Raw genomic sequence first — 15,426 nt, forward strand, 5'->3', positions numbered from 1 at the left:
GACACGCCGATCACTTCCCGTGACATTTCGGGCTGATGTGCTAACGCGTGGCTCAGCGTCGGCGGCTGCCGGGGAAGACGAGACGGTCGATGAGGCGCCGCTTGGCCGCGGTGATGGGCGGGCGGACGACGACCGTCGAGTCGGGCCGCAGCGGCTGGCGCAGCACGGCCTTGGCATGACTGAAGAGCTCGACGGAGAACTCGCCGTGGTAGGCACCCATGCCACTCATCCCGACGCCCCCGAAGGGAAGATCGGGCACGGCGAGGTGGGCGAGCGGGATGTTGACGCCGACCGCCCCGGACGAGGTGTCCCGCACGAAGCGGCGTCGGGTGTCGGGGCTCGAGGTGAAGACGTAGAGCGCGAGGGGCTTGTCACGGCGGTTGACGACCTCGATGGCCTCGTCGACGCCGGACACCTCGACGAGCGGCAGCACGGGCCCGAAGATCTCCTCTGCCATCACCGGGTCGTCGAACGACACCCCGTCGAGCACGGTCGGCGCGAGGTAGCGCGTCGAGGGGTTGCTGTCGCCGCCTGTGACGACCTGGGCGGGGTCGATGAGCCCGGACAGTCGCTCGAGGTGACGGCTGTTGACGATGCGCCCGTAGTCGGGCGACCCGCTCGGTTCGTCGCCGTAGGAGTCGCGGATCGCCTTGACCAGCCACGGTTTCAGAGCGTCGAGCGTGTGCCGCGTCGCGAGCACATAGTCCGGGGCCACACACGTCTGGCCGGCGTTGGTGAACTTGCCCCAGACGATGCGCTGCGCCGTCGCCTCGAGGTCGACGCCGTCGTCGACGAAGGTCGGTGACTTGCCACCGAGCTCGAGCGTCACCGGGGTGAGGTGCCTGGCGGCAGCCTCGAGCACGATGCGCCCGACAGCGCTGTTGCCGGTGTAGAAGATGTGGTCGAAGCGCTCGGCGAGCAGGGCCGTCGTCTCGGGGACTGCGCCCTCGACGACGTGCACCGCCTCCGGGTCGAGGTGCCGTCCGAGGAGGCGCGCGAGAACCGCCGACGCGGCCGGGGCCACCTCGCTCGGCTTGACGACGACGGCGTTGCCCGCGGCCAGCGCGCCGACCAGAGGCGTCAGCGTGAGCAGCACCGGGTAGTTCCACGGCGCGATGACGAGCACGACCCCGAGCGGCTCGCGCACGATCTGGGCCTTGGCCGGCAGCACGCGGAGCGGCACCGGGACCCGCCGCGGCGCCAGCCATCGGCGCAGGTTCTTGAGGGTGTGGTCGATCTCGCTCACGACGAGCCCTGTCTCGGTGAGCCAGGACTCCACGGCGCTCTTGCCGAGGTCGGACTCCAGCGCGCTCGCGATCTCGCTCTCGTGGTCGACGACGAGACTGCGCAGCGCCCGCAGCTGGGCTTCTCGCCAGGCGTAGGGCTTGGTGCGTCCGCTGTCGAAGGCTCGTCGAACGCGCGCCACGACCGCTGCCACGTCAGGGCTGGAGGTCGGCATGAGGGTGCTGCTCTGGGTCATCGGATTCCTCTGTCTCAGCGTGGATCTCAGGCGGCCAGCAGCCGGTGGACGACCGTGTCGGCGAGGAGGCGCCCCCGTCGGGTGAGGACGACCCGACCCCGACCCACGGCCGACGGCCCGTCGACGAGCCCGTCGGCGATGAGGCCGGCAACCGCGCTGCGGCCGGACGCGCGCAGGTCGCCGACGGGGAGTCCCTCGACGAGGCGGGTGCCGAGCAGCACCCTCTCGTCGTAGCGCTGCTCGTCGGCGAGGGTCTCGCGCGCCTGGGCGGGCGAGACCCCGGAGCCGAGCCGGGCGGCATACGCGCTCGGATGCTTGACGTTCCACCAGCGCACCCCGCCGACGTGGCTGTGCGCGCCCGGGCCGACGCCCCACCAGTTGGTGCCCGCCCAGTAGGCGATGTTGTGGCGGCACCTGGTCTGCTCGGAGCGGGCCCAGTTGCTCACCTCGTACCAGCTGAAGCCGGCTGCGGAGAGCAGGGTGTCGGCGAGCTCGTACTTGTCTGCCTCGTCGTCGTCCTCGGGCATGGCGACGACGCCGCGGCGGACCTGCGCCGCCAGCTTCGTGCCCTGCTCCACGACGAGGGCGTAGGCGGAGATGTGGTCGGGCTCGAGCGCGATCGCCGTCTCGAGGCTGCGCCGCCAGTCGTCGAGCGACTCCCCCGGCGTGCCGTAGATGAGGTCGACGCTGACCTGCATGCCGGCCTCGCGGGTGGCGGCGACCGCGCGCGCGACGTTGTCGGGGTCGTGGGTGCGCTCGAGCGTCGCGAGCACGTGCGGCACGGCCGACTGCATGCCGACCGAGACCCGCGTGAACCCGCCGCCGGCCAGCTCCGCGAGCGACGCCGGCGTCACGGAGTCGGGGTTGGCCTCGGTCGTGACCTCGGCGTGGGGCAGCAGACCGAAGCGCTCCCGTATGCCGCCCAGCATCCTCACGAGGTCGCCTGACCTCAACATCGTCGGCGTGCCCCCACCCACGAAAACCGTTGACACCGCTGGAGACTGGTCACCGAGCACGCGGCCCGCCAGCTCGATCTCTCGCAGCGCGGAGTCGGCGTAGGTGTCGACGCCGATGGTCGCGCCCGGCCCACCGAGCTCTGTCAGCGTGTAGGTGTTGAAGTCGCAGTAGCCGCACCGGACTGTGCAGAACGGCACGTGCACGTAGATGCCGAGGTCGGTGCCGGCAAGGGTGGAGAGGGCCGCCGGAGGGAGCTCGCCCGACGCGGGCGCAGGGTCGCCGTCGGGCAGGGCGGAGGGCGGCATACCCCGATTGTCTCAGGCGAGCACGGCGCCGGTGACAGGCCGTCGGCCTACGCTGGTGGGATGAGCGGCGCGGGCGACGCCCAGCCCCCGTCGGCGGTGCCGTCGGTGCGCACCGCCCTGCTGCTCGTAATCGCCGTGGTCCTGTCCGCGGTCGGGCTGATCGTGGTGGCGACCAGGACGAGCGGCCCGGTGCCGAGCACGGCGCCGCAGGTCACCTGCCGCGCGCCACCCCCTCCCCCGACAGCGCCGCCTTCGCTCCGGTCGGCGCCCGACCCGTCGGCGGCCGGCGGTCGCTGGCGCGCCACCCTGACCACGACGTGTGGAGTCATCACCCTCGAGCTCGACGGTCGCTCGGCCCCGGCCACCGTGGCCTCGTTCGTGGCGCTGACCCGCGCCGGCTACTGGACCGACAGCGTCTGCCACCGGTTGACCACCCGGCAGGCGCCGACGGGTCTGCTCCAGTGCGGTGACCCGACAGGACGTGGGCTGGGTGACCCGGGCTACGACCTCCCCCTCGAGAACCGGCCGGCCGGCGACCGCTACGTGCGCGGCACGGTGGGCATGGCGCGTGGAGACGACGTCACGGGCACGGCGGGCGAGTTCTTCATGGTGCACCGCGACTTCACGGTGGCAGGTGGTCGCCCCGTCTACACGGTGTTCGGGCGCGTCGTGCAAGGGCAGGAGGTCGTCGACCACATCGCGGCCGGCGGCGGGGAGGACACCCGTCCGGACGGCCCGCCCTTCATCTCGATCAGCATCCTTGCGGTCACGGTGGACCGCGTCTGACACCGCGGTCGGCTCCACGTCGAAGCACGCCGTTGACCGGGGCTCGCTTAGGCTGCTGTGGTGTATCGCCCCCAGTGGATCGACCTCGACGGTGTCGCCAACATGCGCGACCTCGGCGGCCTGCCGACGGAGACCGGTGAGGCGGTGCGGCCGCGGCGGCTGCTGCGCTCGGACAACCTCCAGGACCTCTCGCCCGAGGCGATCAAGACGCTCGTGACCCGTTTCGGCGTCAGCGACGTCGTCGACCTGCGCACCCACGTCGAGCTCGCGAAGGAGGGCGACGGACCCCTCCGTGCCGTCACGCACGTGCGCCACCACCACCACACGCTCTACCGCGAGGACTCCGTCGAGTCGGGCATCCCCGCCGCTGAGCGAGCCCTGCCCTGGGAGACCGACGAGCGCCGTGAGGCGGCCGCCGCGAGGGCGGCCGTCGCCGACGGTTCGCAGGAGGAGACCGATCCAGCGCGCCGCCGCAGCCACGAGGAGTTCTGGTCGGAGCACTACCTCTCCTACCTCGCGACGCGGCCCGACTCCATCGTCGCCGCGCTCGATGCCATCGCCTCGAGCGAGGGCGCCGCGATCGTGCACTGCGCCGCCGGCAAGGACCGCACCGGCACCGTCGTCGGGCTCGCCCTCAAGGTTGTCGGTGTGTCCGACGACCTCGTCATCGCCGACTACGCCGCCTCGGCCGAGCGGGTGCCCGCGATCATGGCGCGACTGCGCTCGAGCACGGCGTATGCCGCCAACCTGCAGGGCAAGACGATCGCGCAGCAGTCCCCGACCACCGACACGATGCGGCTGCTGCTCCAGACCCTCGACGAGCGCCACGGCGGCGCTCTCGGCTGGCTCGACACGCAGGGGTGGACCCGCGCCGACACCGACCGGCTGCGCCGCAAGCTCCTGGCCGACTGAGGTCTCCTGGTCGGTGGGCCACGTCGTCTCGGCTCAGCCGGCGTAGCTGCCGAAGCTCCAGCTGTTGCCCTCGGCGTCCCTGACCGAGAAGCCGCGCGAGCCGTAGTCGGTCTCCTCCAGGGGCCGGTCGACGACGGCACCGATCCCTTGCGCGCGCTGCCACACGGCGTCGGGGTCGTCGACGACGACGTAGACCGTGGCCGCCCGGGCGTCGGAGACGAAGGTGTCGTGGCCCCTGGCGCGGCTGCTCACCATCACCCGCCCACCCTCGGGCCACAGCATCTCGCTGTGCTCGACCGCCCCCGCCTCGTCGCGCACGAGGATGCCCTCGTCGAAGCCGAGCTCGCGCAGCCAGGCGCGAGCGGACAGGGGATCGTCGTAGCTGAGTCCGACCCAGACGTTGTGGTCGGTGCGGGTGCCGCTGCGGGTGCCGCTGCGAGTGTCGGTGGTCGCGTCGCTGGTGTCCGTCTCCGTGTCCATGGGCTCACCCTGACACCGGAGGGCGCACGTCGTCTTGGACGAATGCGCGCCACCGCGCGGTCGATGCGCTCACACGCCGATCAGCACGTCCTCGGTGCGCCAGCGGCTGGGCGACGTGCCGGCGAGCTCGCGCCAGTCGCGGTCCATGTGGGCGTGGTCGGACCAGCCGCAGTGCGCCGCGACGTCGGCGAGCGACACCTCGGCGGCGGCGACGAGCGGCAGGGAGCGCTCCAGCCGCCGCACGCGCGAGAGCGCCTTGGGCGTCACCCCGAACTCGGCGTTGAACCGGGTCTGCAGCCGCCGCATCGACCAGCCGACGCGAGCCGCCACGTCGCGGATCGGTGCCGCTCCCCCACTGGTGCGGATGAGCCGCCAGGCCTCGGTCACCTCCGGCGCCGGCTCGTGACCGGCCCAGCCGTCGCGCTCGAGATCGAGCAGCACCTGTGCCACGAGCGCGAATCTCGTTGCCCACGAAGCGGTCTCGTGCAGTTGCTCCCGCAACGACGTCGCGGCAGGACCCATGACGTCGGCGAGCTCGTACGACTCGCCCGCCACCTCGGCCGCGCGCACCCCGAACAGCGCTCGCACGGCGCCCGGTCGCAGGGCGAGCTGCACCCCGTGCTGGTTGCCGTCGTGGTGGATGTGCGCCGGCGCCGTCGACAAACCGGCCAGCACCGAGCCGTAGGCCGTCGGGCCGCTGCCCCCGTCGGCGACGGTCAGCGGGGCGTCGAGGGGCACGACGAGCGTGACGGTGCCGGACGGCATACCGACGTGGACACCGGCCGGGTAGCCCGCGAGGCGGTAGCCGACGGCACGCTCGACGAACCGGGCGAACCGCGGGGACGGCTGGTGCTCGTAGTGGTCGGACTGCTCGGCGGGCGAGGTCACCCCACCACGCTACGCCCGGCTACGAGGTCTTCTTGCCCTTGTCGCCGTCGCTCGAGAGGGCGGCCACGAAGGCCTCCTGGGGGACCTCGACGCGGCCGACCATCTTCATCCGCTTCTTGCCCTCCTTCTGCTTCTCGAGGAGCTTGCGCTTGCGGCTGATGTCGCCGCCGTAGCACTTGGCGAGGACGTCCTTGCGGATGGCGCGGATGTTCTCGCGGGCGATGATGCGCGAGCCGATGGCTGCCTGGATCGGCACCTCGAACTGCTGGCGCGGGATGAGGTCCTTGAGCTTGCTGGCCATCATCACGCCGTAGGCGTAGGCCTTGTCCTTGTGCACGATGGCGGAGAAGGCGTCGACGGTCTCGCCCTGCAGGAGGATCTCGACCTTGACGAGGTCGGCGACCTGGTCACCGTCGGGCTCGTAGTCGAGCGAGGCGTAGCCGCGGGTGCGCGACTTCAGCTGGTCGAAGAAGTCGAAGACGATCTCGGCGAGCGGCAGCGTGTAGCGCATCTCGACGCGGTCCTCGGAGAGGTAGTCCATGCCGCGCAGGCTGCCGCGCTTCTGCTGGCACAGCTCCATGATGGCGCCGACGAACTCGCTCGGCGCGAGGATGGTGGCGCGCACGATGGGCTCGCTGACCTCGCGGATCTTGCCGTCGGGGTACTCGCTGGGGTTGGTGACGTGCACGGCCTTGCCGTCGTCGAGCACGACGTCGTAGACGACGTTGGGCTGGGTCGAGATGAGGTCGAGACCGAACTCGCGCTCGAGCCGCTCGCGCACGATCTCGAGGTGCAGCAGCCCCAAGAAGCCCACCCGGAAGCCGAAGCCGAGGGCGGCCGACGTCTCGGGCTCGTAGACGAGCGCCGCGTCGTTGAGCTTGAGCTTGTCGAGGGCCTCGCGCAGGGCCGGGTAGTCGGACCCGTCGATGGGATAGAGGCCGGAGAAGACCATCGGCTTGGGGTCGCGGTAGCCACCGAGGTCCTTGGCGGCGGGCTTGCTCGCGTTGGTGACCGTGTCGCCGACGCGCGACTGGCGCACGTCCTTGACGCCGGTGATGAGATAGCCGACCTCGCCGACGCCGAGCCCCTTCGAGGGGACGGGCTCCGGGCTGATGACGCCGATCTCGAGCAGCTCGTGGGTGGCCCGCGTCGACATCATGACGATCTTCTCGCGGGGGTTGAGGTTGCCGTCGACGACCCGGACGTAGGTCACCACGCCGCGGTAGGTGTCGTACACGGAGTCGAAGATCATCGCCCGGGCGGGGGCGTCGGCGTCACCGGTCGGGGCCGGGATCTGCGCGACGATCGTGTCGAGGAGCGGCTCGACGCCCTCACCGGTCTTGCCCGACACGCGCAGGCAGTCCTCGGGCTCGCCGCCGATCAGCTTGGCGAGCTCCTCGGCATACTTCTCGGGCTGGGCGGCCGGGAGGTCGATCTTGTTGAGCACGGGGATGATCGTCAGCTCGTTCTCCATGGCCAGGTAGAGGTTGGCCAAGGTCTGCGCCTCGATGCCCTGAGCGGCGTCGACGAGCAGCACGGCGCCCTCGCAGGCGGCGAGCGAGCGGGACACCTCGTAGGTGAAGTCGACGTGCCCCGGCGTGTCGATCATGTTGAGGCAGTAGGTCGTGGAGAGGCCGGCTGCGTCCTCGACCGCCCACGGCATGCGCACGGCCTGGCTCTTGATCGTGATGCCACGCTCGCGCTCGATGTCCATGCGGTCGAGGTACTGCGCCCGCATCGCCCGAGCGTCCACGACACCCGTCTTCTGGAGCATGCGATCGGCCAGCGTCGACTTGCCGTGGTCGATGTGGGCGATGATGCAGAAGTTGCGGATGAGGTCCGGCGGCGTTGCGTGGGGCGCCAGCGCAGTACGGGCCATGGGCGACACGGTGGGACGAACCTCGCAGGGTGGGGAGTGTGGGTGGGTGTGGTTGCGGGGCAGGCTGGACCGGCGCCGCTCGCCACCGGCACAGTCTCCCACGCTTTCCCCGTATGCCGCGCACACCCTGACGTGGTCCGGCCGGGTCCCGGCGTGGCTCGGCGTGGCTCGGCGTGGCTCGGCATGGCTCGGCGTGACTACACGTGGCTCGGTCTCCGCGCCGGACGGTCCGACGTGGTCGCGGCGCGGCCTGTGACGCACAATGGCGCCCATGCGCGCCCAACCCATGCTGACGCTGCCGGTGGCCCCGGGATCGCACCTGCCCCTGCGGCGCTACGTGCGACACCCCCGCGAGATCCTCGTGCTCGTGCTGGCGATCATCGCCTCCGTGCTGCTGCTCGCACTGGCCGTCGTCGAGCTGCTGGCGGCCAACGACGAGGGTCGCTCGCCCGACGTCTATGCCCTGGCGCTGATCTTCGCCCCCGTGCTCATCTGGTTCGCCCGCGGACAGCTGTGGGCCCAGCAGCGCCTGAACGGCATCAAGCTGACACCGGAGCAGTTCCCCGAGGCCTACGCGATGCTCGTCGACGCGGCCGCCCGATCGGGGCTGTCCTACGTGCCCGACGCGTATGTCGTGCTCGGCAACGGCGTCATCAACGCGGCGGCCTCCGGCCACGGTTTCCGCCGGTTCGTCTTCATCCACAGCGACCTGCTCGAGGTCGGCGGCGCGGCGCGCGAGCCCGAGGCGTTGCGCTTCGTCATCGCGCACGAGGTCGGCCACATCGCGGCGGGCCACGTCAGCTACTGGCGCATCCTCGGCACCTTCGCCTCGCAGTGGATCCCCGTCGTCGGCTCGACCCTCAGCAGAGCGCAGGAGTTCACGGCCGACAACTACGGCCACGCGCTTGCTCCCCAGGGCGCTCGTCTCGCCATGGCGACGCTCGCCGGCGGGAAGTACCTCAACCGGTCGGTCGACGTCGACGCGATGGCCGACCGGGCCGTCACCGAGCCGGGCTTCTTCGTCTGGGTGACCAACGCGACGGCCTCGCACCCGGTGCTGCTGTGGCGCATGCACGCCCTGCGCGACCGGCGTCGGCCCGGACGGTTGCTGTGGCGGCCGCGCGAGCCGTGGCTCTGGGGCGGCACTCCCCTGCCGGGCACCTACGCCCTGCCCGCGATGGTCGGCTTCCAGCCCACCGAGCCCCCCGTGATCGGCCGCGCAGCCGACCCGCGCGCGGTCGGCTCGGACGCCGCCGGTGCGCAGCCCGTCTGGCCACCACGCACCCCCGTGGCGCCGACGACGCCGCTGCCCGTGGGGTCCACGGACCCGACGCGCGCGGCCTATCGACCCGACGACCTGCCAGCCGCGCCGCTCTCGGACCCCACCGCGCCCCGGTCGGACGGCAGCTCGGACAGCAGGTCGGACAGCCGGATGGAGACCCTGCCGGAGCGCGAGCCGGAGCCGGACCGCTGGCGTCCCTGACCTGCCGCCCTCGAGGGTGACGGGCCGTCAGAGGGAGTAGGCCAGGGCAGGGCCGATGACGCGCACGGCGACGTCGTCGCCCGGATGCAGCGGAGCCAGGGTGCGGGCAGCGAGGCGCAGGGCCGGCCGGCTCTCGGTCAGGGTGAGCAGCACGAGCGAGTCGTGGCCGTGGAAGACGACGTCGTCGACGTGTGCCCGGTGCCCGCCCCGCTCGAGGCGGCCGTCGACCCGGATCTGCTCGGGTCGCAGGGCAGCGAGCACCGGCCCGTCGGGCATCTCGACCTGTCCGTGCAGGGGCAGGGTGCCGAGGGCGGTCTCGACCGACGATCCGACCTTGATGCCGGGCAGCTCGACGAGGTCACCGACGAAGCGCGCCACGACGATGTCGGTCGGGCGCTGGTAGACCTCTGCGGGAGTGCCGTGCATGAGCACGCGTCCGCGGTCCATGACCGCCACGGAGTCGGCCATCGAGAGCGCCTCCTCCTGGTCGTGCGTGACGATGACGGCTGTTGCCCTGATGGCCTGCAGGACCCCACGCACCTCCGTGCGCACCTGCGCCCGCAGGCCGGCGTCGAGCGCCGAGAAGGGCTCGTCGAGGACGACCACGCCCGGGCTCGGGGCGAGCGCGCGCGCGAGCGCCACCCGCTGCTGCTGACCGCCCGACAGCTCGTCGGGACGTCGGTCGCCGTGACCCGCGAGTCCCACGAGCTCGAGCATCTCGTCCACCCGAGCGGCGGTCGCCCGGTCGCGGCGCCGGCCGGGCAGCCCGAAGGCGACGTTGGCGGCCACGTCGAGGTGCGGGAAGAGCGCACCCTCCTGGGGCACGATCGCCACGCCGCGACGCTCCGGGGCGATGTGGGCCCCGGGCGCCTCGACCGTCGTGCCGTCGATGGTGATCGTGCCCGCGTCGGGTCGCACGAAGCCGGCGACCACGCGCAGGAGCGTCGTCTTGCCGCAGCCGGACGGTCCGAGCACGGCGGTCAGGTGACCGCTCGCGACCGTCAGGTCGACGTCGTCGAGCGCGGTCGTCGCGCCGAAGGCCTTGGTCACGCCCTCCAGCGTCACGATGCTCACACGCCACTCCTCTGCAGCGGGCCGGGCTGTGGCGCAACGATATCGACCGGACCGTCCGCTCCGCCCCCGCCCGGGCCGTCGGCCCCTTCATCGACCTCTGCGAGCCTGCCCTGGGCGTGCATGAGCCACAGGGTCGGCACGACCGCGATCGCGACGAGCGCGAGGGCGTAGGGCGCCGCGGCGGCGTAAGCGGCGACACCGGTCTCGGTCCAGAGGCTCGTCGCCAGCGTGTTGGCCCCGGTCGGACGCAGCAGCAGGGTCGCCGGCAGCTCCTTCATGATCGTCAGCAGCACGAGCGCCGTGCCCGCCGCCACCCCCGGGGCGGCGAGGGGCAGGGTGACGCGCCGCAGCACCTCGAGCGGGCTGCTGCCGAGGGAGCGGGCCACCTCCTCGACCCGGGTCGAGCTGACCGCGACGGCGGCACGTACGGCGCCCACGCCTGCGGGGAGGAAGAGGACGGCATACGCGATGAGCAGGAGCGGAGTGCGCTGGTAGATCGGCTGCGCCACCCGCACGCCGAAGAAGACGAGCGCCAGGGCGACGACGATGCCCGGCAGGGCGTGGCCCGCCCAGGCGCCGAGCTCGATCGCCGAGCTGACGCGGGAGCGGTGCCGGGCGACGAGCACCCCGATCGGCACGGCGAAGGCCATCGTCACGACCGCGCCCAGCAGCGCGAGCAGCAGCGTCGTGCCGGTGCTCGTCACGAGACGCTCCACGTCGATGCCGGCGGAGAGGCCGGTGACGAACCAGTAGACGAGGGAGGCGACGGGGAAGACCAGTCCGACGGCGAGCACCCCCAGGACCGCGGCCGCAGCTCCGGTCGTCGCGAGGGGGCCGAGACGCAGCGGCTCCGAACGGCGCGACACACCGGAGCCGAGGCGGGTCTGCTCGAGTCCGCGTCGGCTGCGCCGCTCCCCCAGCGCGATGAGGACCGTGAGCAGGACGAGGAGCAGGGAGAGGACGGCCGCGGGCGTGCGGTCGAAGCTCGCCCGGTAGGAGGTGTGGATGACGCGCGTGAAGGCGTCGAACTGCAGCAGCGACACCGCGCCGAAGTCGCTGAGGGTGTAGAGCGCGACGAGCAGCGCCCCGGACGCGGCCGCGGGCCACACCTGGCGCACCGTGACCGTGAGGAAGGTGTGCCACGGGGCCCGGCCGAGGCTGCGGGCGACCTCCTCCTGGGCCGGGTCGATGCTGCGCATCGCGGCCACGACGGGCAGGTAGACATAGGGGTAGGTGCACGCGGTGAGCACGAGCGTCGCCCCGACGAAGCCGCGCGCCCACGGCGCCGCCGCCACCCACGCGAAGGCGGCGACGTAGCTCGGCACGGCCAGCGGCAGCGCGAGCAGCACGGCGACGGTGCGCCGGCCGGGCAGGGTCGTGCGCGTGACGAGGGCGGCCATCCCCACGCCGATCACGAGGCACAGCGCGGTGACGGTGACGACCAGGGCGAGGCTGCGCCCGACGAGCTCCAGCGTGCCGGGGCGCGCGAGGATGCCCCAGACCCGGTCGCCGGCCTCGGCGGTGCGCACGACGAGATACCCGAGTGGCAGGAGCGCGAGGAGCGCCCCCGCCACCGACGGGACGATCAGCCAGACCGGGGCACGCCCGGTCTCCCGGGCTCTGCCGCGGGCTCTGCGGCCGGCTCGGTCTCGGGCTCTGTCGCGGGCTGTCAGGTGAGACCCACCTCGCCGAGGAGCGCCAGCGTCTGGTCGAGCGAGTCGAGCTTGTTGAGGTCGACGCTCGAGCTCTTGAGGTCCTTGAGCGCGGGCAGACCGGCAGGGGTCGGGGTGCCGTCGACGACGGGGTACTCGAACGTCGTCTCGGTGAAGTACTTCTGCGCCTCGGGGCCGAGCAGGAACGCCACCGCCTTGGCCGCGGCCTCCTGCTGGTCGGTGCCCTTCAGCACGCCGACACCGGCGACGTTGATGAGCGCGCCCGGGTCATCCGAGTCGAGGAAGCGGATCTTGGCCGTCACGGCGGACTCGCCCTTCTCGGCAGCCTTCTCGAACCAGTAGTAGTGGTTGATGAGGCCGAGCGAGACCTCGCCCTTGTCGACCCCGTCGAGCACCGCGACGTTGTTGTCGTATGCCTTGGGCTCATTGGCCCGGAAGCGCTCGAGCCACGCCTTGGCGCCCTCCTCACCCTCCGTGACGCGCAGCGCCGTGACGAAGGCGTGGAACGACGCGTTGGAGGGGGCGAAGCCGACCTTGCCCTTGTACTTCGGGTCGAGGATCGCGTCGATGCTCGTCATCTGGGCCGCCTCGGGGGCCTGCTCCGGGTGGTAGGCGACGACGCGTGCTCGAGCCGACGTGCCGACCCAGAGGTTGCCCGCGTCGGCGTAGCCGTCGACGACCTTGGCCGTCAGCGACTGGTCGAGTGCCTCGAGGCGTCCGGCCTTGCCGAGCGCACCGAGGGCACCCGCGTCCTGGCTGAAGAAGAGGTCGGCCTGGGTGGCCTCGCCCTCCTCGAGCAACTGGGCGGCGAGCTCGCTCGAGCCGGCGTAGCGCACGCTGACCTTGACGCCGGTGGCGGCCGAGAGCTGGTCGAGCAGAGGCGAGACGAGCTTCTCGTTGCGGCCGCTGTAGACGATGAGCTCGCCGTCGGTGGCGGCGGTCGACGCGCCGGAGGCGCCCGTCGAGCCGGAGGCCCCCGGAGCTGCGGTGTCGGAGGCGCCGCCGCAGGCCGCGAGGGCGAGGACGGCACTGGCCGCAAGGGTGGACACGAGCAAGGGGGTGCGGCGACGGGCGTTCACGAGCAGGCTCCCGGGGTCGAGGGTCGTCAGTCGGGGGTCGAGGCAGGCTGGGCGACCGCCTCGTCCCGTGGCGCTGTGAGCTGCTCCGGACCAGGTGGCCGCACCGTCCCACCGGTTAGGCAAGCCTCACCTTATTTGCGCGGTGCTCCCCTGCCAAATCCCGTCCACGCCGGGCCCGGCTCAGACGCTGACGGACTCGACGGGCCGGGGCTGCGAGCGCGCGCGCCGACCACGCCGCTCGAGCACCGCCGAGAGCACGGCGACCGCCACGCCCAGCACGGCGAGTCCCGCTCCGACGAGGCTCGGCGCGCCGTAGCCCCACCCGGCCGCGAGCACGAGCGAGCCGAGCCACGCGCCGAGCGCGTTGGCCATGTTGAGGGTCGAGTGGTTGAGCGCGGCAGCCAGCGACTGCCCCTCGTGCGCGACGTCCATGAGTCGCGTCTGCAGCAGGGGCACGACGATCGAGGGCAGCACGCCGAGCACGAAGACCATGACGACGGCGAGCCACAGCACCTGCGCGGCCCAGCCGAAGACGGCGAGCAGCACCCCGACCAGCGACAGCGCGATGATGATCCCCTTGAGCACGCCGACCCGGTTGGCGACCCGGCCGCTGACCACCATGCCGGTGACCATGCCGATGCCGTAGGCCGCGAGCACCCACGGGATGTAGCTCTCGTCGAGCCCGGCGAGCTCGGTCATCGTCGGGGTGATGTAGGAGTACATCGCGAACATGCCGCCGAAGCCGACGACGCCGATGAGCAGCGCCAGCCACACCTGCAGGCGGCGCAGGGCTCGCATCTCCGACCGCATCGACTCGTCGCCGCTCGGGCTCTGGTGGGGCAGGAATACCCCGATCGCGGCGACCGTGACGAGCCCGACGGCGCCGACGAGGAGGTAGGGCAGGTGCCAGGAGTAGCGCTGCCCGAGCAGCGTCGCGAGCGGCACGCCGATGACGTTGGCGACCCCGAGCCCGCCGAGCAGAGTCGCGACGGCCGCCGTGCGGCGCTGGTGCGAGACGAGCGAGGCGGCGACGACCGACCCGATGCCGAAGAAGGCCCCGTGCGGGATGCCGGCGAGGAAGCGGGCCGCCATGACGGTCGGGTAGGTGTCGGCCATGACGATCGCGAGGTGCGCGAGCGCGAAGAAGCCCATGAGCGTCATGAGCAGGCCCTTGCGGGGCACCTTCGCCGCCATCACGGCGATGAGCGGCGCCCCGATGACGACACCGAGCGCATACGCCGAGACGTAGTGGCCGGCCGTCGCGATGTCGACATTGGTGCCGTCGGCGATCTGCGGGAGCAGGCCCATCGTGACGAACTCGGTCGTGCCGATGGCGAAGCCGCCCAGCGCGAGGGCGAGGATGGCGAAGGCAGTTCGGCGGTTGGCGGGGCTCACGGTGGTTCTCCGGGTCTCGGGGCTCGGGGCGGCGGTGTGCGAGCGCTGCACGAGGGCAGGGCGGATCGCCGTCGACCCGGGCTCAGACCCAAACGGTAACGGCACCGCCGCTACGGTGATTCCCATGTCCACTGCCTTCGACCGCCTCGTGCGGGGCCTGCGCTCCGTCCTGCGCGGCCCCCGCACCCCGTCCACCCGCGCCACGACCGCATCGACCACGCGGACCAGCCCGGCGCAGGGAGGCGACCGGACGGCATACCCCGGTGATGCCACGGTGCTGCCCGACACGACGTATGCGCCTGCCCCGGACGGCAACCCCGACCCGGGCGAGATCGTGTGGACGTGGGTGCCCTACGAGGAGGACCACAGCCAGGGCAAGGACCGGCCCGTGCTCGTCATCGGGCGCGAGGCGGACTGGCTCGTCGCGCTGCCGCTGACGAGCAAGGACCATGACCGCGACGCCCACCAGGAGCGCAGCTCCGGGCGCGAGTGGGTCGACATCGGCACCGGGGACTGGGACCGGCGGGGCCGGCCGAGCGAGGTGCGCGTCAACCGTCTCGTGCGGGTCGACCCGTCCGGGGTGCGGCGCGAGGGCGCCGTGCTCCCCCGCGACCGCTACGACCGGGTGGTCGCAGCGGCGCGCGCCATCCAGCGCTGAGCTGGTCGGCCGCGCACCCGCCGGGATCGACCCGAGACGCAGATCGGGCCCGTCACCACGAGGTGACGGGCCCGCTCAGGCTGGGGTCGGACGCGTCAGAGCGACGCGGCCTGCTTCGCCATGGCCGACTTCTTGTTGGCGGCCTGGTTGGCGTGGATGACGCCCTTCGAGACAGCCTTGTCGAGCTTCGTCGAGGCGACCTTGAGGGCGTCGGAAGCGGCGTCCTTGTCACCGGAGGCAGCAGCCTCACGGAACTTGCGGATCCACGTGCGGAGCTCGCTCTTGACGGCCTTGTTGCGCTCGGTGCGCTTCTCGTTCGTCTTGATGCGCTTGAGCTGCGACTTGATGTTTGCCACGTTGAGAGTTTCTTTCGTTCG

14 protein-coding genes are annotated in these 15,426 nt (G+C 72.1%); 4 read left to right on the forward strand and 10 right to left on the reverse strand.

The features are described from left to right. Positions 1 to 52 precede the first annotated feature (52 nt). Positions 53 to 1,480, reverse strand: a complete 1,428-nt coding sequence (locus LG278_RS13210) for an aldehyde dehydrogenase family protein (RefSeq protein WP_404387519.1) — start codon at positions 1,478 to 1,480, stop codon at positions 53 to 55. Positions 1,481 to 1,506: 26 nt separating this feature from the next. After that, entirely contained in the window at positions 1,507 to 2,742 is a 1,236-nt protein-coding gene (gene hemW / locus LG278_RS13215) for a radical SAM family heme chaperone HemW (protein ID WP_404387521.1), read from the reverse strand. A 60-nt stretch (positions 2,743 to 2,802) separates the two neighbouring features. Here hemW and LG278_RS13220 point away from each other — a divergent pair, with 60 nt between their 5' ends. Then, the gene (locus tag LG278_RS13220) at positions 2,803 to 3,528 is read left to right on the forward strand and encodes a peptidylprolyl isomerase (protein WP_404387523.1); all 726 of its coding nucleotides are present in this window, start codon (positions 2,803 to 2,805) and stop codon (positions 3,526 to 3,528) included. Positions 3,529 to 3,588: 60 nt separating this feature from the next. After that, positions 3,589 to 4,440 (forward strand): tyrosine-protein phosphatase, encoded by an 852-nt coding sequence (locus LG278_RS13225; protein WP_404387525.1) that lies wholly within the window; start codon positions 3,589 to 3,591, stop codon positions 4,438 to 4,440. Between the two features lie 33 nt (positions 4,441 to 4,473). Here LG278_RS13225 and LG278_RS13230 read toward each other — a convergent pair whose 3' ends face one another. The 3 genes from LG278_RS13230 to lepA form a co-directional block, all read right to left on the reverse strand. Next, positions 4,474 to 4,920: a VOC family protein gene (locus LG278_RS13230; RefSeq protein ID WP_404387527.1), complete on the reverse strand. Its 447-nt coding sequence runs from the start codon at positions 4,918 to 4,920 to the stop codon at positions 4,474 to 4,476. A 69-nt stretch (positions 4,921 to 4,989) separates the two neighbouring features. Next, positions 4,990 to 5,808, reverse strand: coding sequence for a helix-turn-helix domain-containing protein (locus LG278_RS13235; protein ID WP_404387529.1), 819 nt, complete (start codon positions 5,806 to 5,808; stop codon positions 4,990 to 4,992). Positions 5,809 to 5,827: 19 nt separating this feature from the next. Next, positions 5,828 to 7,687 (reverse strand): translation elongation factor 4, encoded by a 1,860-nt coding sequence (gene lepA, locus LG278_RS13240; RefSeq protein ID WP_404387531.1) that lies wholly within the window; start codon positions 7,685 to 7,687, stop codon positions 5,828 to 5,830. Between the two features lie 271 nt (positions 7,688 to 7,958). Between lepA and LG278_RS13245 the strand changes: the two genes are divergently transcribed. After that, a complete protein-coding gene (locus LG278_RS13245; protein ID WP_404387533.1) occupies positions 7,959 to 9,170 on the forward strand; it encodes a M48 family metalloprotease in 1,212 nt (403 codons plus the stop codon). A gap of 27 nt (positions 9,171 to 9,197) precedes the next feature. Here the strand turns inward: LG278_RS13245 and LG278_RS13250 are convergent, their stop codons facing one another. The 4 genes from LG278_RS13250 to LG278_RS13265 form a co-directional block, all read right to left on the reverse strand. Continuing rightward, positions 9,198 to 10,244: an ABC transporter ATP-binding protein gene (locus tag LG278_RS13250; protein WP_404387535.1), complete on the reverse strand. Its 1,047-nt coding sequence runs from the start codon at positions 10,242 to 10,244 to the stop codon at positions 9,198 to 9,200. Further along, the gene (locus tag LG278_RS13255; protein WP_404387537.1) at positions 10,241 to 11,818 is read right to left on the reverse strand and encodes an ABC transporter permease; all 1,578 of its coding nucleotides are present in this window, start codon (positions 11,816 to 11,818) and stop codon (positions 10,241 to 10,243) included. Before LG278_RS13255 ends, LG278_RS13250 begins: the two co-directional genes overlap by 4 nt. 95 nt (positions 11,819 to 11,913) lie before the next feature. Then, positions 11,914 to 12,966, reverse strand: coding sequence for an extracellular solute-binding protein (locus LG278_RS13260; protein WP_404387539.1), 1,053 nt, complete (start codon positions 12,964 to 12,966; stop codon positions 11,914 to 11,916). Positions 12,967 to 13,176: 210 nt separating this feature from the next. After that, positions 13,177 to 14,391 (reverse strand): MFS transporter, encoded by a 1,215-nt coding sequence (locus LG278_RS13265; protein WP_404393649.1) that lies wholly within the window; start codon positions 14,389 to 14,391, stop codon positions 13,177 to 13,179. Positions 14,392 to 14,515: 124 nt separating this feature from the next. Here LG278_RS13265 and LG278_RS13270 point away from each other — a divergent pair, with 124 nt between their 5' ends. After that, positions 14,516 to 15,049 (forward strand): type II toxin-antitoxin system PemK/MazF family toxin, encoded by a 534-nt coding sequence (locus tag LG278_RS13270; protein ID WP_404387541.1) that lies wholly within the window; start codon positions 14,516 to 14,518, stop codon positions 15,047 to 15,049. Positions 15,050 to 15,144: 95 nt separating this feature from the next. On the opposite strand, the gene rpsT is transcribed toward LG278_RS13270, so the two are convergent. Beyond that, positions 15,145 to 15,405 (reverse strand): 30S ribosomal protein S20, encoded by a 261-nt coding sequence (gene rpsT / locus LG278_RS13275; RefSeq protein WP_404387543.1) that lies wholly within the window; start codon positions 15,403 to 15,405, stop codon positions 15,145 to 15,147. Positions 15,406 to 15,426: the final 21 nt, after the last annotated feature.

The organism is Humibacillus xanthopallidus (genome assembly GCF_044793955.1).
GTDB classification, from domain to species: Bacteria; Actinomycetota; Actinomycetes; order Actinomycetales; family Dermatophilaceae; genus Humibacillus; species Humibacillus xanthopallidus_C.